General features: G+C 63.7%; 15 protein-coding genes and 1 pseudogene. 13 read left to right on the top strand and 3 right to left on the bottom strand.

All coding sequences use genetic code 11. The features are described 5' to 3' along the window. The first annotated feature begins 19 nt into the window (after positions 1-19). The 13 genes and pseudogenes from HTS88_RS15025 to araA all read left to right on the top strand — a co-directional run bounded on the left by HTS88_RS15025 (position 20) and on the right by araA (position 15,075). Positions 20-1,552: a purine-cytosine permease family protein gene (locus HTS88_RS15025; protein ID WP_174179707.1), complete on the top strand. Its 1,533-nt coding sequence runs from the start codon at positions 20-22 to the stop codon at positions 1,550-1,552. Between the two features lie 16 nt (positions 1,553-1,568). Beyond that, entirely contained in the window at positions 1,569-2,525 is a 957-nt protein-coding gene (locus HTS88_RS15030) for a polysaccharide deacetylase family protein (protein WP_174179709.1), read from the top strand. A gap of 181 nt (positions 2,526-2,706) precedes the next feature. After that, positions 2,707-3,138, top strand: coding sequence for a translesion error-prone DNA polymerase V autoproteolytic subunit (locus tag HTS88_RS15035; RefSeq protein WP_174179711.1), 432 nt, complete (start codon positions 2,707-2,709; stop codon positions 3,136-3,138). 24 nt (positions 3,139-3,162) lie between these two features. Further along, a pseudogene (locus HTS88_RS15040) lies at positions 3,163-3,489 on the top strand (Y-family DNA polymerase); the annotation flags it as partial. A gap of 494 nt (positions 3,490-3,983) precedes the next feature. Beyond that, positions 3,984-5,162 carry a substrate-binding domain-containing protein gene (locus HTS88_RS15045; protein ID WP_174179713.1) on the top strand — a complete coding sequence of 393 codons (1,179 nt, stop codon included), beginning with the start codon at positions 3,984-3,986 and terminating at the stop codon, positions 5,160-5,162. A 148-nt stretch (positions 5,163-5,310) separates the two neighbouring features. Beyond that, positions 5,311-7,491: an alpha-galactosidase gene (locus HTS88_RS15050; RefSeq protein ID WP_217432635.1), complete on the top strand. Its 2,181-nt coding sequence runs from the start codon at positions 5,311-5,313 to the stop codon at positions 7,489-7,491. A gap of 44 nt (positions 7,492-7,535) precedes the next feature. Beyond that, positions 7,536-8,801 (top strand): ABC transporter substrate-binding protein, encoded by a 1,266-nt coding sequence (locus tag HTS88_RS15055; RefSeq protein ID WP_174179715.1) that lies wholly within the window; start codon positions 7,536-7,538, stop codon positions 8,799-8,801. A 96-nt stretch (positions 8,802-8,897) separates the two neighbouring features. Further along, positions 8,898-9,833, top strand: a complete 936-nt coding sequence (locus HTS88_RS15060) for a carbohydrate ABC transporter permease (protein WP_174179717.1) — start codon at positions 8,898-8,900, stop codon at positions 9,831-9,833. Then, entirely contained in the window at positions 9,833-10,702 is an 870-nt protein-coding gene (locus HTS88_RS15065) for a carbohydrate ABC transporter permease (RefSeq protein WP_174179719.1), read from the top strand. The genes HTS88_RS15060 and HTS88_RS15065 overlap by 1 nt, the downstream gene beginning before the upstream one ends. Positions 10,703-10,813: 111 nt before the next feature. After that, positions 10,814-11,047 (top strand): GntR family transcriptional regulator, encoded by a 234-nt coding sequence (locus tag HTS88_RS15070; protein WP_174179721.1) that lies wholly within the window; start codon positions 10,814-10,816, stop codon positions 11,045-11,047. 66 nt (positions 11,048-11,113) lie between these two features. Next, positions 11,114-12,814 carry a ribulokinase gene (gene araB / locus HTS88_RS15075; RefSeq protein WP_174179723.1) on the top strand — a complete coding sequence of 567 codons (1,701 nt, stop codon included), beginning with the start codon at positions 11,114-11,116 and terminating at the stop codon, positions 12,812-12,814. Next, entirely contained in the window at positions 12,811-13,521 is a 711-nt protein-coding gene (locus HTS88_RS15080; protein ID WP_174179725.1) for an L-ribulose-5-phosphate 4-epimerase, read from the top strand. Before araB ends, HTS88_RS15080 begins: the two co-directional genes overlap by 4 nt. A 33-nt stretch (positions 13,522-13,554) precedes the next feature. Continuing rightward, positions 13,555-15,075: an L-arabinose isomerase gene (araA, locus tag HTS88_RS15085; protein WP_174179727.1), complete on the top strand. Its 1,521-nt coding sequence runs from the start codon at positions 13,555-13,557 to the stop codon at positions 15,073-15,075. A gap of 104 nt (positions 15,076-15,179) precedes the next feature. Here araA and HTS88_RS15090 read toward each other — a convergent pair whose 3' ends face one another. The 3 genes from HTS88_RS15090 to HTS88_RS15100 all read right to left on the bottom strand — a co-directional run bounded on the left by HTS88_RS15090 (position 15,180) and on the right by HTS88_RS15100 (position 18,588). Then, on the bottom strand, positions 15,180-15,581 hold the full coding sequence (locus HTS88_RS15090; protein ID WP_174179729.1) for a hypothetical protein: 402 nt from the start codon (positions 15,579-15,581) through the stop codon (positions 15,180-15,182). Then, positions 15,578-17,557, bottom strand: a complete 1,980-nt coding sequence (locus HTS88_RS15095) for a site-specific integrase (RefSeq protein ID WP_174179730.1) — start codon at positions 17,555-17,557, stop codon at positions 15,578-15,580. The genes HTS88_RS15090 and HTS88_RS15095 overlap by 4 nt, the downstream gene beginning before the upstream one ends. A 125-nt stretch (positions 17,558-17,682) precedes the next feature. Then, positions 17,683-18,588, bottom strand: a complete 906-nt coding sequence (locus HTS88_RS15100) for a hypothetical protein (protein WP_174179731.1) — start codon at positions 18,586-18,588, stop codon at positions 17,683-17,685. Between the last annotated feature and the right edge of the window lie 137 nt (positions 18,589-18,725).

Consider the following 18,725-nt stretch of genomic DNA (forward strand, 5'->3'; position numbering starts at 1 on the left):
CTTACTGGAGGCTTTCCCCATGCAAGACAACCTCTCCACGAAGCAGTCTGGGCCGGCAATGGCGCCGGCCGAGGACTGCGAAGCCTGGCTCCAGCCCATTCCCGAGTCCCAGCGCACGCACAAGGTTTCAGGCCAGTTCTGGATCTGGGCCGGCGCCAACCTTGCCCCCATCAACTGGGTATTGGGCGCCCTCGGAATCCACCTGGGGCTGGGTTTCGCGGATACCGTCATCGTCCTGGTCCTCGGCAACCTGATCGGCATGCTGCTCTTTGGCTGCTTCGTCCTGCTGGGCCAGAAGACCGGCGCCACCGGCATGGTTCTGGCCCGGGCAGCCTTCGGCCGGCGCGGAAACTACCTCCCCGCAAGCATCCAGGCCCTCCTGGTGATCGGCTGGTGCGCCGTCAACACCTGGATCATCCTGGACCTGGTGATGGCGCTGTTCGGAACGCTCGGCTGGGTGGATCCCACGGCGCAGAACTACGCCTGGAAGATCGGCGTCGCAACGGCCATCATGGCCACCCAGGTGGCCATCGCCTGGTTTGGCTACAAGGCGATCGCCGCCTTTGAAAAGTGGACCGTCCCGCCCACCATCATCATTCTGGCCGTTATGTCCGCTGTTGCCTGGTTCGGCATGAAGATCGACTGGGCCTACGCCGGCCCCGCGGGCAACATCCTGGAAGGCTCCGAGCGGATCGCGGCCATGAGCGCCGTCATGACGGCCATCGGCATCGGCTGGGGCATCACCTGGTTCACGTACGCCGCCGATTACTCCCGCTTCGTCAGCACCGAGGTCCCCAAGAAGAAGGTCTACCTGGCGTCCGTCCTGGGCCAGTTCATCCCGGTCGTCTGGCTCGGCGTGCTGGGTGCGAGCCTGGCCACCAACAGCGGTGAAATCGATCCCGGGAAGCTCATCGTCCAGAACTTCGGCGTCCTCGCCCTGCCCGTCCTGCTGATGGTGCTGCACGGCCCCATCGCCACCAACATCCTGAACATCTACACCTTTTCGGTGGCCACCCAGTCACTGGACATCACCATCAGCCGCCGCAAGCTGAACCTGTTCGTCGGCGTCTTCTCGCTCATCGCCGTCGTCTTCTTCATCTTCCAGGAGGACTTCGCAGCGGTGCTGGACGCCTGGCTCATCGGACTGGTGGCCTGGGTGGCCGCCTGGGGCGGCGTGATGCTGGTGCACTACTTCTGGATCGAGAAGCGCTGGCCCGGCAACCCCGCACGGCTGTTCGACGGCGTCGGGACCAAGCGGCTGCCCGGCGTCAACTGGGCGGGAGTCACCTCCCTCCTGGTCGGCATCTTCGCCACCTGGCTGTTTATGTACGGCCTCGTTCCCGCCATGCAGGGCCCCATCGCCGTGGCCCTGGGCGGCTGGGACCTGTCCTGGCTGGCCGGCGGGCTGGCGAGCGCCACGAGCTACGCCATCCTGGGCCCGAGGGTCCACCGCAAGTTCCTCGAATCCGCTCCGGCTGCCGGCGCCGACTCCCAGCCCTCCCCGGCCCTGGCCGGAATCCCTGCCCGGCCCAGCGCCCCGGCCGGCCTCTAACCTAGGAACACCTGACATGACCATTGACGCATTCCCCGATTCCGCCCACCCGATCACCTGGCCCGAGGGCAAGCAGGCGGCAGCCTCCTTCACCTTCGACGTCGACGCCGAATCCTGCACCATCGCCCACGATCCCAAGAGCACCAGCCGGATGTCCCTGATGACCCACCAGTCCTACGGGCCCAAGGTGGCAGTCCCCCGGCTGCTGCAGATCCTCCAGCGGCAGGACATCCGTGCCACGTTCTTCGTCCCCGGCTTCACCGCCGAGTGCTATCCGGACACGGTCCGGCGCATCGTGGACGCGGGGCATGAGGTGGCCCACCACGGCTACCTGCACGAGCCCATGCAGGGTATCGACGCCGAGACGGAGGCACGTTACATCGACCGCGGCCTGGAGGCGCTGGCCAAGGCAGCCGGGGTGGAACCGGTGGGCTACCGGGCGCCGTGGTGGGAACTGAACTGGCACTCCCCGGCGCTCCTGGCGGACCGCGGCTTCCTCTACGATTCAAGCCTGCTCGACGGCGATGCCCCCTACCGCTTCAGCGTCGCCCCGGGCGACTCCCGGGACATTGTGGAGATTCCGGTGGACTGGGCGCTGGACGACTGGGAGCAGTACGCGTTCTACCCGGGCGTCACCGGCAGCGGCGTCATCGAGAGCCCGGCGAAGGTCCTGGAAATGTGGACGCTGGAGGCGGAGGCGCACCATGCGCAGGGCAGCTGCTTCGTCCTGACCAACCATCCCTTCATCTCCGGCCGGCCTTCCAAGGCTGTAGCCCTGGAACAGCTGATTGAACGGGTCAAGGGAATGGACGGCATGTGGGTGGCCACCATGGAAGAGATCGCGGAGCACACCCGGCGGACGGTTCAGGAAGTCCACACCCACGCCCGCATCCAGGTGCCCTCCTTCCCGGATACCGGGGCGAAGTTCACGCCGTCGGTGGTCCGGGAGTCACGGCCCGCCGTCGCCGGCTGACCTAACCACAACCAGACGCAGAGTGGCGCTGCCCAGCCGGGCAGCACCACTCTGCTCTTTAAGGTGGCTGCCTCACAGTGAAGCACCCGGAGGCAGGGACGCCAGATACTCCGGGGGTGGCATTGTCAGGGCCAGGGTCTACACTGAAGTAATCGAACATATATTCGAGTAAAGGTGTGTTGTGGGCGTTATTATCGGTCCCCGCGTGATACATGCGGGCGCCTCGTTGTTGTCAGTGCTGATTGCCCCGGTTCCCGTCGCCGCAGGGTTTCCTTCGCCGGCGCAGGACTACTTCGATGGCCGGATCGACCTGAACGCCCACCTGATCAAGGACATCACCAGCACGTTCGTGGTCCGCGTGACAGGAGACTCCATGGAGCAAGCGGGCATCAGCGACGGTGATGAGCTGATCGTCAACAGGGCACTGGAACCCCGGGACGGCTCGGTGGTGATTGCCGTGCTGGACGGGGAGCTGACGGTGAAGCGCCTGCGCCTTAACGCCACAGGCGTGGTGCTGCAGGCGGAGAATCCAAAGTATCCGGACATCAGAGTGCCTGCCCTCTCGGAGCTGACCATCTGGGGCGTGGCCACGAGGTGCCTGCACCATGTCTAGCCGGCGGCGTCCGGATGCCCGGCGATGAGCAAACCCGTCCCCATGCGGCAGATGCCGCAGATCGCCCACGTGGACGTGAACTGTTTCTACGCCTCGGCAGAGCGTGCCTTCGATCCCTCGCTGGAGGGCAGGCCGCTGGTGGTCCTTTCGAACAACGACGGCTGCGCCGTCACCCGCTCCCCCGAGGCGAAGGCCCTGGGCATTGCCACCGGCGAGCCGTGGTTCAAACTCGCACCCCGCGCGAAGGAATGGGGACTGGTGGCCAAATCCAGCAACTACGAGCTCTATGGCGACATCAGCGCCCGGGTCATGGAGCTGCTCGGCAGGTACTCCGCGTGGCTGGAGGTCTACATTCTGTATCCATAAAGCTGTTGTTGGAGGCCTCGGGGACGGTCAAGCGCTTCGACTTTCTTCTGGATCAGGTGCTAGTTAGGACGCCGCCCAGGCCGCGGGAAATCAGGGAGGAGACTGTGGCCGCACTCGTGGGAGGCGAAAGTCGTCTTGGAGCAGCGCAACAATATCCTCCACGCAACCCTTGGAGGTTCCCTTCTGGAGGGCAAGACGGCGTTCTACAACAGCTGCCGCAAGAGGTTTAGTGCAGGGCCACTGCGGACTGTTTTGCCTCTAAAGTAGTCAGTCGGTGGTCATTGGAGACGTAGGCGTAGTTGATCAGTGCCGTTTTCCGGAGCGGCTTGGTGAGTCTAGGGGCGTGCCACCGCGTCCTGCCTTCTGCGTGCCGTGACATCTGGCTCAAGCTATCCACACGGCGGATGAAACAGTGCTCGACTCTCGGAATGTCTTCGTGAATTACCCGCATTTCAGTTGCATGAGCGATGATTGGTGTTGTGGATGATCAACGTATTCATAGCCTGTCGCGAGAGCCGGTCATGAACGAACATGCTTTTCAAAGCCAACGGAAGGTTGAGGCGGCGCCTGAACATCAGGCTGACGCTCACTCGAGCGACGGGTCAATACGCCTGCTTTCCCAGCGTGACGCTGGAACGAGGATGCCCGGTGGGCGCAAGAGGCCGCCGACGATTGCCGATGTCGCACGCGTTGCCGGCGTTTCGCAGCCTACCGTCTCCCGCGTCCTGACCGGCAACACTCCGGTGCGCGACGTGACGAAAGAGCGCGTCCGGGCTGCGATGAAAAGTCTTGGCTATCGGCCCAACGGGGCGGCCCGCGCCCTGGTGCAAGGGCGGCAGCCGATTGTGGGCGTTATCACGCGTGACACCGCCTTGCATGGCTACACCCGAATGCTGGCCAACATAGAAAGCCGGGCACGCCAGGCAGGCTACCTTGTTGCTATCGTCGCCCTCGACCCTGCAGACGTGCAAAAAGCCACTTCTGCTCTTGATTTGCTGCTGGGTCAGCCTATCGTCGGGGTCGTCGTCCTTGACTACACCACCTACGACACGCGCCTGAAGGACAGCTTGGGGAATTTGCCCGTCTCCACGGTGATACACGGCGACCAAACCGACATCGATGTACCTCATGTGCGTGTCGATGACCGGAGGGCTGCGTACGAGGTCACAAATCATTTGCTCGCGCTCGGCCACCGGACTGTTCATCACGTCGCCGCCCCAAGCCGCAGCGGGGAACCGCATATTCGCGAAGCAGCCTGGCGCCAGGCTTTGATCGATGCGGGTGCTCCTGTCCCTGAAGTCCGTAGAACCGACTGGTCAATCAAGGCTGCGCGCGAGGCAGGCGCAGCCTTGGCGCACGACCCCGACGTGACAGCAATCTTTTGCGCCAACGACGAGATCGCGTTCGCGGTGATGCGCAGCATCCACGAAGCGGGCAAGCGGGTCCCGGAAGACATCAGCGTTGCAGGCATCGACGATGAGCCTCTGGCGGCGGCTTGGGTTCCTGCTTTGACCACCTTCCGGCTTGATTTTGATTGGGCCGGAGTGGCAGCACTGGAACTGCTAATGGAACTCGATGAGCTGCACAGCACGGCCGGCACGCCGTCCTATGGACTTGTCGTCCGGGAAAGCACGGCGCCTCCCGCACCCGCCGCCTGAGCGTCTGCCGGGGCGAACCCGGCGCAGAAAAACTTCTTGCATCAAAAAATGATCAACGCTTGCATGCGTTCATGTCAGGACATATGCTGTTCTTCAATCAGATTTGATCAACGCTTTCATTTAGCGGATCGACGCAAAGGAGCATCGTTTGGACAACACGCAGACCTCGCCAACCATCACGGTTGTGGCAGAGCAGGAGCCGGAAGAATCCGTGGCCCCGCTCCCGTTCCGCTTCGAGTGGAACACGGGCCAAATGCGCCTGACCTTCACCGCCGACACCGATCTGCCGGTGATCCTGAGCGGCGTCAGTGACACAGATTCCGCGGTGACGCGTACCATGCAGCCGATTGTCGAACTCATCGCAACCGGCGACGGCCGTTCCAGGACAACGACGCGCTTCACCAACACCGGTGTAGGTTCCCGCCTTCGCTACGCAAGCCACGCCGAGAGTGTCCAGGACGGAGCCGCCGAACTGGAGGTTGTGCAGCGGGACCAGCATACGGGGTTGGAGGTGACGACAAAGTTCACCGCCTCGCCGGTGCTGGCGGCCGCCCGCGTGAAGACGACTGTCGCGAACACATCGGCGACTCCTGTGATCCTTGAGGCAGTCAGCTCCTTTTCGGCTGGGGCGTTTGTCTACCCTGGCGAATCGACGAAGGACCTGCTGCTGCACTCCGGTACCGGCGAGCAGTTGGCGGAATTCCGCTGGACGACCCAGGCGTTGTGGAGCCAGGAAAACCTCGCCGACTTCAACTCGGCCGACATGAACCAGCCCGGTCGCGGCGGCGTTGAGAAGGTCAGCACCTCCACCTGGTCAACGGCACGTGCACTGCCGACCGGCGCCCTTGAAAACAAGGTCACCGGACGGTCCTTTGCGTGGCAGATCGAACACAATGGGGGGTGGCGCTGGGAGGTTGATAACGTCCGCGAGGACGAAGACTCCGTGGCCCTCGTCCTGCTCGGCCCGGAAGACCTCGATCACCACTGGTCGCACAAACTTGAGCCAGCCGAAGCATTCACGTCCGTGCCGGTGTCGTTTGCCGTCAGCGGGGCCGGGTTCGTGGGCGTCATCGCAGAGCTCACCCGCCATCGTCGGTGGTTGCGCCGCCACCAGAATGCCGACACTAGTTCACTACTGGTCTTCAACGACTACATGAACACGATTAACGGCGACCCGACCACCGAGAAGCTGCTCCCTCTTATCCAGGAAGCGGCGGCCGCCGGCGCCGAGTGCTTCTGCATTGACGCCGGATGGTACGACGATACGGCGGCCGGCGATTGGTGGCCCTCTGTCGGCGAGTGGGTTCCTTCGGCCCGGCGCTTTCCCGACGGCGGATTGGCTCGGGTGGTTTCGGCGATCCGGGATGCCGGCATGGGAGTCGGGATCTGGCTGGAGCCTGAGGTTATCGGCGTCGACAGCCCGGTCGCCCAGCAGCTCCCGGACGGTGCTTTTCTGCAGCGCCACGGACAGCGCGTCACGGAGCACCAGCGCTACTTTCTTGACCTGCGCCACCCCGCTGCCCGCGCGCACCTGGACGCGACATTCGATCGGCTCATCACGACGTTCGGCATCGACTTCTTCAAGCTGGACTACAACGTGACCCCCGGGCCGGGTACGGACTTCGAAGCCTTCTCAGTCGGCGCGGGCCTGCTCGGGCACAACCGCGCCCATCTCGAATGGTTCGCCGGGCTCCGCCGCCGCTACCCCAACGTGGTCTTCGAGAACTGCAGTTCCGGTGCCATGCGGGCCGACTTCGCCATGCTGGAACTGTTCGACTTCCAGTCCACCTCCGACCAGGAGGACTTCCGCCTTTACCCGGCGATCGCCGCAGGCGCGCCGGTGCAAATGCTCCCTGAGCAGGCGGGCAACTGGGCCTATCCGCAGTCGTGGATGACCCAGGAGGAGATCGCCTTCACCATGGTCACCGGCCTCAGCGGCCGGCTCTACGCTTCCGGCTATCTCAACCGGATGAACTCGGATCAGCTTGAGCTCGTGCACGATGCCTACAGGCAATTCAAAGTGATCCGGAACAACATCGCCGCGTCCACTCCGAGCTGGCCTGCCGGTCTTCCCCAGTGGTACGCCGACACAATCGCGCTGACGCTCTCCGGTCCTGAGGCTGACCTCCTCTACGTCTGGAACCGCGGCGATGAGAACTCTGAAATCTCGCTGGACCTGGGCGACGGTGTCCACACCGGGCAACTCGTTGAAATCTACCCCCGCACCCTCGCCCCCTGGGACGTTACCGACGGCCCGGGCAACACCGTTCTGATGCGACCCGGCATCAGCGGCGCCACCGCACGGGTCTACACGATCCCGCGCGGATAACTCCTCCAACCCATCTGCAGTAACCCAACTACGAAGGACAAGCAATGAAGCTTTCTCGGAAAACGGCACGGGCGGCAATCGCGGCTCTCGGTGTCGCTGCCCTCCTTGTCAGCGCAACCGGATGCGACCGCGGCACCTCCTCCGGCAGTGATGAGGTTCAGCTGTTCCTCAACGGTGGCACCGACACTCCCCAGTACAAGGCGATGACGGACCTCATCGCCAAGTTCAAGGAGGAGAAGGGTATCTCCGTGAAGATGACAGCGGCGTCAACGGACTACGAGGACCAGATGAAGGTCAAGCTCGCCTCCGGTGACATCCCCGATATCTTCACCACCCACGGCTGGTCCCTGCTGCGCTACAGCAAGTTCTTGGAACCGCTCACCGACCGGCCATGGGCATCAAAGGTCAACCCGGGCCTGGACTCCGCGATGCGTGACAGTGACGGCAAGATTTACGCCTTCCCCGGCGCATTCGACACGGCAGGCATCGCATACAACAAGGACGTCCTTGACAAGGCCGGCATCGACCCGGCCACAATCACCACCTGGGACGCTTTCGATGCCGCAGCAGCGGCGGTTGCAGCCAAGGGAAGCACGCCGATCTTCTCCAGCGGCAAGGCCCAAGGCCCGGCCGGCCACATGGCCGACTACCTGGCCGCAGACTCGTTCACGGACGCCGAACTCACCCAGATGAAGGAGGGCACTTTCGTCACCTCCGCTTACACCAAGGTCCTCGACCGGGTGAAGTCCTGGCAGAGCAAGGGCTGGTTCAACAAGGACTACTCTTCCGCTTCGGAAGATGACATGGCCCGCGCCCTCGCCAACGGAACGGCCGGCTTCGAGATCTACAACAACAACATCCTCGCCTCAGCGCGGACCTACAACCCGAACGCCAATGTCGGTTTCATCCCGCTGCCGCCCACCAACGGCGATACCCCATACCTGATCGGCGGCGAAGGCATCGACTCGTTCGGCGTCTCCAAGACCAGCAGCCACAAAGACAACGCACTGGCGTTCCTTGACTTCCTCGCCCAGCCGGCCAACGCCGCCGCCCTCGCCGAAGCCAACGGCGCCGCCGCAGGCCTTGTGGACGTCAAGGTCGACTTCGGCAAACTCACCGCCAGCTACGACAAGTACGTCACCAGCGGATCGACCCCGGTCAAACCTTACTTCGACCGCGTGTACCTTCCGAACGGCTCATGGAACACGATGGTCGCGACCACCGACTCCGTGATCTCCGGACAATCCGACGTTGCCGGCGCCGTCGCCCAGATGAAGAACCAGTTCGCCACACTGTACGGCCAGAAATAGCCCAAAAAAGGGGGCCTGCCCACGAACGAACCGGCAGGCCCCCATCCGCATTACCCATCGGCACCGCCGATCCAAAACCTCGCGAAAGCAAGAGACATGAGCCAACAAACCACCCTCCCCCGGACCACCAAGGGGGTCGAATCCCACAAAGAACGCCGGCCGCGGCGGCGCCGTGGCGGGTCAATGAACCTGATGTACGTGCCTGCGATCGCCATGGTCGCCATCTTCATGCTCTACCCGCTTGTCCAGGGCATCGGACTCGCATTCACGAACTGGGACGGATACTCCCCCACCAAGGCCTTCGTTGGACTCGATAATTTCGCGCGGCTCTTCACCGACGCGACGTTCCAGACCGCGCTGGTCAACACGCTCATCTACGGCATCGGCTGCACAGTGCTGCAGCAGGTCCTCGGCCTCGGGCTCGCCGTCGCCCTCGACGGCGCTGGCCGCAGCAAGGCCTTCGCCCGGGCCCTGATCTACCTGCCCGTGCTCGTCTCGCCCGTCGTGATGACCATGATGTACTACTTCCTCTTCCAGTACGACCGCGGGGCCCTGAATGACATCCTCGTCTCGGTTGGATTCGACCGGATCGCCTGGCTCTCCACCGGCCCCGGAACGGTCACCATCGTCGTGCTCATTAACACGCTTCAATTCGTCGGCATCTCAATGGTCATCTACCTCGCCGGCCTCCAAGGCATCGGCCAGGAAATCACCGAGGCCGCTGAAGTAGACGGCGCCCGCGGACTGCGCCTCTTCCGGTCCATTACCCTGCCCCTGCTGCGACCGGCCATCATTTCCAGCGTGATCATCAACCTCATCGGCGGGCTCAAGCTCTACGACGTCATCCAGGTCCTCACGGCCGGCGGCCCCGGATACTCCTCACACTCAGTCTCGACCCTGATTGCACGCAGCTACTTCGGCCAGCAGGCCGCCGGCTACGCCTCCGCCATGGGCGTCGCGCTTTTCGTGCTGATCGCCGTGGTCTCAATCTTCCTCGTCGCGCGCATGGACCGCACCGGAAAGGACCTCTGATGGCCACCACAATCGCACCGCAACGGACCGCTTCACCACGCGTCCGGCGCACCTCCCAAGCCGGACAACTCGGACGCTGGATCCTCATCGCCATCGCCGTGATCACACAGGTGACCCCGTTCTATCTGGCCCTGACCACAGCCTTCAAACCCATCACCGACACCACCTCGCTGTGGCTCCCACCCCTGAACGGCGGAACACTCGATAATTTCGCGACGGCATGGGACTCCGGGCACCTCGACTGGGCCCTGGAGAACGGCCTGATCGTCACCGTCGTTAGCACCGCGCTCACCTGCATCGTCGGCGCCATGGCCGCCTACCCCCTCGCGCGCCGCAGCACGAAACTGAACCGTTTCGTCTCGCTGGCCATCCTCGGCATGCTCATGGTCCCACCCCTGAGCATCCTCGTTCCCCTCTACACAATGCTCGCCCAGCTCGGCCTCCTGAACACCTACGTCAGCCTCATCCTGGTCCTCACCACCCTGCAACTCCCCCTCGCAGTGTTCCTGTTCACCCAGTTCATGCGGACACTGCCGCTCTCTCTCGAGGAAGCAGCCGCCATCGACGGCGCCGGACTCACCACCACGTTCCTACGCATCGTGCTCCCCTCACTCAAGCCCGTCTTCGCGACCGTCGTGATCCTCACATCAACCAACGTATGGAACGAGTTCGCCATGAGCTCCTACATCCTGAACAAAGCCGAAGTCCGCACTCTCGCCCCCGCCGCAGCCAGCTTCTTCGGTACCCAGGGCAACAACGTCGGCGCCGCAGCCGCCGCCGCGCTCATCGGACTCCTCCCAATCCTCATCGCCTACCTCTTCCTCCAAAAGTACTTCGTCAAAGGCGCCCTCGCCGGAGCCGAAAAGTAACACACCAACCGCAAACGACATCACTGTGCTTGCAACCGATGACGAGCGCCGGACCTTGGAACCCGCGGATGCCACACCGGCAGAAGACACGAAAAGGAGATGGTCCCCTTGATGAATATTCAGATCCTCAAGAGCTCTCCGGTGCCGCTGTATTTCCAGATAGCCGAAGCGATTCGCGCAGACGTGCGGCGAAACAACATCCCGGCAGGTTCCAAACTCATGACCGAAGGCCAGCTGGCACGTGAGCTGAAGGTGGCGACAGGAACTGTCCGCCAGGCCATGCAGTTGCTTGCTGAGAACCACGTCGTCGTTCGAGTGCAAGGGTCTGGAACCTACGTGGCCTAGCGGCAAATCTTCCGATTGTTGTTAGCGCTAATACATTGATCTACCGTTCCGAATGGAGAAATACAGATGACGCCAACACTGGATCCGTCAGCCAGCTACGTGATCGGCGTGGACTATGGCACCTTGTCAGGGCGTGCCGTCGTCGTCCGCGTCTCGGATGGCGCCGAGCTGGGCAGCGGCGTCTTCGAATACCCGCACGCCGTCGTCTCTGAGCGGCTTCCCTCCACCGGCAAGCGGCTGCCGGCTGACTGGGCGCTCCAAGTGCCCAACGACTACCGCGACGTCCTGCGCCATGCGGTACCAGCTGCCGTCGCCGACGCCGGAATCGACCCGGCAGAGGTGGTGGGCATCGCCACTGACTTCACCGCGTGCACTATGGTCCCGACGGCGGCGGACGGCACGCCGCTGAACGAACTGGAACGCTTCGCGGACCGGCCGCACGCATACGTGAAGCTGTGGCGGCACCACGCAGCGCAGCCGCAGGCTGACCGCATCAACCAGCTCGCCGAAGAGCGCAACGAGTTCTGGCTCCCGCGCTACGGCGGCCTGATCTCCTCGGAGTGGGAGTTCGCCAAGGGCCTGCAGTTGCTCGAGGAAGACCCCGAAGTCTACGGCGCAATGGACCACTGGGTTGAGGCAGCCGATTGGATCGTGTGGCAGCTCTGCGGCAAGTACGTCCGCAACGCCTGCACGGCCGGATACAAGGGCATCTACCAAGACGGCGAATACCCGTCAGAGGACTTCCTCGCAGCATTGAACCCGGAGTTCAAGGGCTTCGTGTCCGAAAAGCTGGAACACACCGTCGGCCGTCTGGGTGACGCCGCGGGCTACCTCACGGAGGAAGCCGCGGCCTGGACCGGGCTGCCTGCGGGCATCGCAGTGGCGGTTGGAAACGTGGACGCCCACGTCAGCGCCCCGGCTGCCAACGCAGTACAGCCGGGACAGCTCGTCGCGATCATGGGCACGTCCACCTGCCACGTGATGAACGGCGATGTCCTCCGCGAAGTGCCCGGCATGTGCGGCGTGGTAGACGGCGGCATCGTGGACGGTCTCTGGGGCTACGAAGCCGGCCAGTCCGGCGTCGGAGACATTTTCGGCTGGTTCACCAAGAACGGTGTGCCGCCGGAGTACCACGAGGCCGCAGCCGAAAAGGGTTTGGGCATCCACGAATACCTCACCGAACTCGCGTCGAAGCAGGCCATCGGCGAGCACGGCCTGCTCGCCCTGGACTGGCATTCGGGCAACCGCTCCGTGCTGGTGGACCACGAGCTCTCAGGCGTGGTGATCGGCCAAACCTTGGCCACCAAACCCGAAGACACCTACAGGGCGCTGCTTGAAGCCACGGCGTTCGGCACGCGCACCATCGTGGACGCCTTCCGCGATTCCGGAGTTCCGGTCAAGGAGTTCATCGTGGCCGGCGGGCTCTTGAAGAACACGTTCCTGATGCAGGTCTACGCGGACATCACGGGCTTGCAGCTTTCCACGATCGGCTCGGAGCAGGGCCCGGCCCTTGGCTCAGCGATCCACGCTGCCGTGGCCGCCGGGAAATACAAGGACATCCGGGAAGCCGCGGCCGCCATGGCAGCCGCCCCCGGCGCGGTCTACACACCGATGCCGGAGAACGTCGCAGCCTACGAAGCCCTTTTCCAGGAATACCGGACCCTGCACGACTACTTCGGCCGCGGAACCAACGAGGTGATGCACCGCCTCAAGGCAATCCAGCGCACTGCACACGAGGCAACCGTCCCGGCAGGAACCCGCGCATGAGCGACCTGCTGGAAACCATCGCGCAAGTCAGGCGCGAAGTCTGCGATCTGCATGCCGAGCTAACCCGCTATCAACTGGTGGTGTGGACCGCGGGCAACGTCTCGGGCCGCATCCCGGGGTATGACCTCATGGTCATCAAGCCCTCCGGCGTCTCCTACGACGAACTGACCCCCGAGCAGATGGTGGTCACCGACCTGTACGGAACGCCCGTAGCCCGCCTAAGCTCGGACGCCGACGGCAATCCGGCCGCCTGGGGCAACCCGGACCTGTCTCCTTCATCGGATACCGCAGCCCACGCGTACGTCTACCGACACATGCCCGAGGTCGGCGGAGTGGTGCACACGCATTCCACTTACGCCACCGCGTGGGCTGCCCGCGGCGAGGAGATCCCGTGCGTGCTGACCATGATGGGCGACGAATTCGGCGGACCTATCCCGGTGGGCCCGTTCGCACTGATCGGCGACGACTCGATCGGGCAGGGCATCGTGGAGACGCTAAAGAACTCCCACTCACCCGCGGTCCTCATGCAAAACCACGGCCCGTTCACCATCGGCAAGGACGCGAAATCCGCGGTCAAGGCCGCCGTGATGTGCGAGGAAGTGGCCCGCACCGTGCACATTGCCCGGCAGCTCGGCGATCCGCTGCCCATTGACCAGGCCAAGATCGAATCCCTCTACGACCGCTACCAAAACGTCTACGGCCGCTAGATCGGCCCCGCAAACTTACCCAAGGAGCCCCACATGCCCAACGCCAACAACACATCCCTTGAGCAGTACGAGGTCTGGTTCCTCACCGGCAGCCAGCACCTCTACGGCGAGGATGTGCTGAAACAGGTCGCCGCGCAGTCACAGGAGATCGCCGCCGCCCTGAACGCCTCCTCCGACGTGCCCGTCAAGCTCGTCTGGAAGCCCGTGCTGACCGATTCGGACGCCATCCGCCGCACTGCGCTGGAGGCCAACTCGGACGATTCCGTGATCGGTGTGACGGCCTGGATGCACACGTTCAGCCCGGCGAAGATGTGGATCCAGGGCCTGGACCTGCTCCGCAAGCCGCTGCTGCACCTGCACACCCAGGCCAACGTGGAACTGCCCTGGGCGGACATCGACTTCGACTTCATGAACCTCAACCAGGCCGCGCACGGCGACCGCGAATTCGGCTACATTCAGTCCCGCCTCGGCATCCCGCGCAAGACCGTGGTGGGGCACGCCTCCAACCCCGCGGTGGCCCGCCAGGTGGGTGCCTGGCAGCGCGCCTCCGCCGGCTGGGCCGCCGTCCGGACCCTGAAGCTGACCCGCTTCGGGGACAACATGCGCAACGTGGCCGTCACCGAAGGCGACAAGACCGAGGCCGAGCTCCGCTTCGGCGTCTCGGTGAACACCTGGTCCGTCAACGAGCTCGCCGACGCCGTGCACGGCGCCGCGGAGTCCGACGTCGACGCACTGGTGGCGGAGTACGAGCGCCTTTACGAGGTGGTCCCGGAACTGAAGGCGGGCGGTGCCCGCCATGAGTCCCTGCGCTACAGCGCCCGCATCGAACTGGGCCTGCGCAGCTTCTTGGAGGCGAACGGCTCGGCCGCGTTCACCACGTCCTTCGAAGACCTCGGCGAGCTGCGCCAGCTCCCCGGCATGGCCGTCCAGCGGCTCATGGCCGACGGCTACGGCTTCGGCGCCGAGGGCGACTGGAAGACCGCCATCCTGGTCCGCGCGGCCAAGGTCATGGGCGCGGGACTGCCCGGCGGCGCCTCGCTCATGGAGGACTACACCTACCACCTGGAGCCGGGCTCGGAGAAGATCCTGGGCGCCCACATGCTCGAGGTCTGCCCCTCACTGACTGCCTCCAAACCGCGGCTGGAGGTCCACGCGCTGGGCATCGGCGGCAAGGAAGACCCCGTCCGCATGGTCTTCGACACCGACGCCGGCCCCGGCGTGGTGGTGGCGCTCTCCGACATGCGCGACCGCTTCCGCCTGGTGGCGAACGCCGTCGACGTCGTCGACTTGGACGAGCCGCTGCCGAATCTGCCGGTGGCCCGGGCGCTCTGGTCGCCCAAGCCCGATTTCGCCACCTCCGCCGCCGCCTGGCTCACCGCCGGCGCCGCCCACCACACCGTCCTCTCCACCCAGGTGGGCATGGAGGTCTTCGAGGACTTCGCCGAGATCGCCAAGACCGAACTCCTCACCATCGACGAGGGCACCACCATCCGGCAGTTCAAGAAGGAAGTGGCCTGGAACGCCGCCTACTACAAGCTGGCCGGCGGACTGTAGCGGCCAGATGCGCTAAGGCGGCCATGTCCTCCTTGTTCAGTCCGGCCTAGCACTCTCTCATTTGGTCGATTCATCGCGATGGGATCATGCTCCGGAACCCTGAACTAACGCCTGTGATCTGAGATGTCGCGGATGTTCTCTTGGCCTTTCAAGGCTGCGGTCAGCCGATCGCGCTCCTCAAGCACGGCGTGCAGGGCGGTGGCATAGGCGTTGACTCGTCTATCGAGTGCATCGCGTTCTGCGACCAGTCGCTTGTTCCGTTTGCGTTCGTCGTCGAGTTGTGCCCGGAGGCCGTCGACTTCAGGCTTTGTGCGGTTCAATTCGCGCGCTCTTTGCTGAAACTCGTCGTTGATGTCTTTGTTGTCGTGGGTGAGGCGGTGGCGTTTGACTCCGGCGACCTCGACCAGCCTGATGCTTGTGAGGGGACCGGGAACCCGGCCCTCCAGCAGGTCATCTTTGGCCCGTTCGAGTGCTGCACGAATGATGTGTGCGTCCTGATCGCTCATCGTTTCGGCTCCTCGTGGTTCTTGACGGCGTCGGTCAGGGTTTGTTTTATGAGTTCGAGTCGGCGGTGCCGAATCGGGGGTGCCAGTGGATCGTCGGGAAGCGACTCGATGTCGGCGCGAAGTTCGAGGATGTCTCCGTCAGTTCGCGCAATGTTGGAGCATGAGCTTCTACATTCTCCAAGGGAAGGCTCCTCTTCGGATTCCTTTGTGCACAGGGCTGTGGCTTTGTTGAACACGCAGTGCATTCCTCGGCCCTTGAAGAGTTGAAGCACCGGATCCTGGAGAAGCCTGTCGGCCTGGCGTCCCGTGGGGATTGTCCGGCCGGCAAACTTCGCCTGCGCACGTTGGATTCTCGATTCGAATTCGGTCGCCGCTGGTCCGCTGACCTGGCCTCCGGAGTCGAGGTAGGCTTCCAGTTCATCAACGTCTTCGATGCGTTCCAGCCAGCGCTCCAGCGCGAGCTCGTCCAGGAAGCCCGCGCTGTAGGTTCCCGCGTACCCCTGGGTGATGTGCGTGGCCACGTGCCCATACTGGATTGCTGCTGCAACCAGGCCCCTCGGCTGGCGAACGATGTGCCAGGCGAGAGTTCTGCGAAAGCGCCTCGGGCTGACACGGCCATGATGGTCAGCAGGAATGGAATCGGGCCTCGTGTTGTCCTCGCAGTATTTGTTGACCCATTCAATGAACTCGACGATGTCGGCGCCGATCTGAGATGTGGTGAGGGCCTTGCCCGGCCTGAGGTTGTCTGGCTCAGCCGGACCCCGCACCGGTTTGGGGCGAAGACGCAGCGGGAAGAGAAGCTTCTCGGGGTGCAGCCGGGTCAGTACCTCGATGGCACGGGCCACGATCGGATGGACCACCCACGGAATTTCCCTTTGTTGGCCCTCGACTGCCTTGGCTCCGTCATCGGTTCGAGCGCCTTTCCACCGGACGCCCGTCACTGTCCATCGTCCGGTGGATTCATGGTGTTCAACACAGCCACGTTCGAGGCTCAGCACCTCCCCGGGCCGCATGCTGGACAGATACGCGATAACTATGAAGCATGCCGTGACGAGATGCTGTGCGAGATTGGTTGCGTCGTCGAAGGGTATGGGCCTTGTTCGCCATGGTTCACCGTCAACCGTCCCTTCACATGGCGTTCCCAGGTAGACGTTGTCGCCAATCTCGAGACCCGATTCGTGGATCGGATCCCGGTCATGCCGCGAGTGTTCGTGCCCCGTCGAGTGGGTGAGCCTGCCAAGGTGCTGCCAGCGGACTTCGCGGCCGCCGTCCTCGCGGGATCGGCCCGGCAGTTTCTTGCCGTCGCGGGCAAGTTCGTCCAGGACGTGCTGGAGCCTCTCCCGTCGCGTTCCGGGAGGTGCCCACCGGCCAATGCCCGGTACACGAAACCGGTCCTCCTGCTGAAGCAGGAGGCAGTATTCACGAAAGGATGCGGTGAGGTCCGCCGAAAAATCGTCGACGAACCGCATGGCCCACCCGAGAAGTGGAACAAGCGTCTCGTCATCGATCCTGGGTGTGCGATTCCACGACCGGTGCTGGGGTTCGGCGAACAAATCCCGCGTGAGCTCCCCGAGCCATGGTTGACGTTCCGGCAAGCGGAGCACCTCGGGAACCACGTCGCGGTAGGCCCATAGCCGGCGGGTCTCGCAAATCATTCGTCCTTTGGCGAGGTAACTCAGGTCAAGCGTCGCCATATTGTCCAGCAGGAGGTCGAGTTTGGCGGCAGATAGCTCCTCTAACGACGTGGCTCCGCGATCTTCGGCCCAGGTCAGGACCTTTGCCAACGGAGTCCGCGCGAAACTGATCGTCCGTAGTGAAACGCGTTTCCCCAGTTGCGCCGCCGGCAGGGACCTGGCCGTGTCGTCGTTGATGAGACACCAAAAGTATTCCTTTACCGCCAACCGCCACCTGGACGGAAAGGCCTCGAAAGTCAGACTCACCTTGGTGCCGTGATCCTCAAAAATGCCTGGGGTCAAATCCCATCTATCGTCAGTGAACCGGGACAACCGGGAGGCCTCTACGTCGGGGCGAACCGGCCGGTTGGTGAGCACAAGCGGATTGGCCTCGAGGACCCATCCGCTCTGTGCGGCTGCTTGACGAGTCACCGCAGGTCAAGCCTTCCGCCCAGTAATGCGTCGACGAGGGCCGCGTCCTCATCAGTCGCCCGGGATGCAGCCGCTGCAATGCCGGCCCGCTGTTGCTGGAGCAGGTCATCGAGTTGTTCGGCGGCCGTGCCGTATAGCTGCTGCCAGCGTTGGGGTGGAAGCTCATCCCGAAGCGTCTCCAGCCGCTGGCGTAGCAATGCCTGGATGGGGACCTGCCGCGGTTCGGACCGGGCATTCGCACAGCCCAGGCAGAGCAGAAAGGAAGCCGTGCACGGCTTTCCCGGTTCCGTGATGGGCCCGTTCCTATTGTCGATGCAGGACGTTGCCACGGTTTCAAGCCGGCCATCCAGAAGGGGCCGCAGTTTCTCGACCGGGATCCCGAACCGTTGGGCGACTCCGTTCGCGTCAGTGGCTGCCTGCTCGACATCGCGCTGCGTCAGGGCGAGGGCGGCCCTCTCTGACGTGATGCGCTCTACTTCGGTCTCCAGGACGCGTTGGACAACCCTCTGGTTTGCGTCGAGGGATCCAGCGTCGCGGGACAAGTACGTGTCCGCCAGGGTGTCAGCGGTGTGCGCCACGGGACGCTGGTGAAGTTCAAGGAAGGTGCGTCGGAGGCGCTTGCTGTCCACGCGTTGCTGCTTTCCGTCCTCGGTCCAGCCCTTCCATAGGCTCGTGCAGCTGGTGTCCGTCACCTGCCGAAAACCCAGGCCATTTGTCGTGCTGGCTCGTTGTTGGTTCCAGTGCCCGACCAGCAGTGCGTCTGTGGATGCGAGCTGGCGGGCACGGCGGCACAGCTCCTCGGCAATCATGTAGAGGCCAAACGGGGACACGTAGTCGTCCTTCTCATCCTCAGTTGGGCGTGGCTCGATCCATGCCGGAATTGATGTGAGGGAAAAGTCCATTTCAGCTTTCCTTGGCCCTCGCCGGGGTTTGGAACCGCGGGTGATCAGCACCTTGGTCTCACCCTGCCAGTCGCCGTCCGCGCGGCTGTACCGCATCGTCAGGTTACAAATAGTGGATAGGTTCTGCCCGGTCAGGC

The organism is Pseudarthrobacter oxydans, from assembly GCF_013314975.1.
GTDB classification, from domain to species: Bacteria; Actinomycetota; Actinomycetes; order Actinomycetales; family Micrococcaceae; genus Arthrobacter; species Arthrobacter oxydans.

Coding starts and splice junctions, on each gene's coding strand:
- HTS88_RS15025 (WP_174179707.1), top strand. CDS start 20: ATGCAAGACAACCTCTCCACGAAGCAGTCTGGGCCGGCAATGGCGCCG.
- HTS88_RS15030 (WP_174179709.1), top strand. CDS start 1,569: ATGACCATTGACGCATTCCCCGATTCCGCCCACCCGATCACCTGGCCC.
- HTS88_RS15055 (WP_174179715.1), top strand. CDS start 7,536: ATGAAGCTTTCTCGGAAAACGGCACGGGCGGCAATCGCGGCTCTCGGT.
- HTS88_RS15060 (WP_174179717.1), top strand. CDS start 8,898: ATGAGCCAACAAACCACCCTCCCCCGGACCACCAAGGGGGTCGAATCC.
- HTS88_RS15065 (WP_174179719.1), top strand. CDS start 9,833: ATGGCCACCACAATCGCACCGCAACGGACCGCTTCACCACGCGTCCGG.
- HTS88_RS15070 (WP_174179721.1), top strand. CDS start 10,814: ATGAATATTCAGATCCTCAAGAGCTCTCCGGTGCCGCTGTATTTCCAG.
- araB (WP_174179723.1), top strand. CDS start 11,114: ATGACGCCAACACTGGATCCGTCAGCCAGCTACGTGATCGGCGTGGAC.
- HTS88_RS15080 (WP_174179725.1), top strand. CDS start 12,811: ATGAGCGACCTGCTGGAAACCATCGCGCAAGTCAGGCGCGAAGTCTGC.
- araA (WP_174179727.1), top strand. CDS start 13,555: ATGCCCAACGCCAACAACACATCCCTTGAGCAGTACGAGGTCTGGTTC.
- HTS88_RS15090 (WP_174179729.1), bottom strand. CDS start 15,581: ATGAGCGATCAGGACGCACACATCATTCGTGCAGCACTCGAACGGGCC.
- HTS88_RS15100 (WP_174179731.1), bottom strand. CDS start 18,588: ATGGACTTTTCCCTCACATCAATTCCGGCATGGATCGAGCCACGCCCA.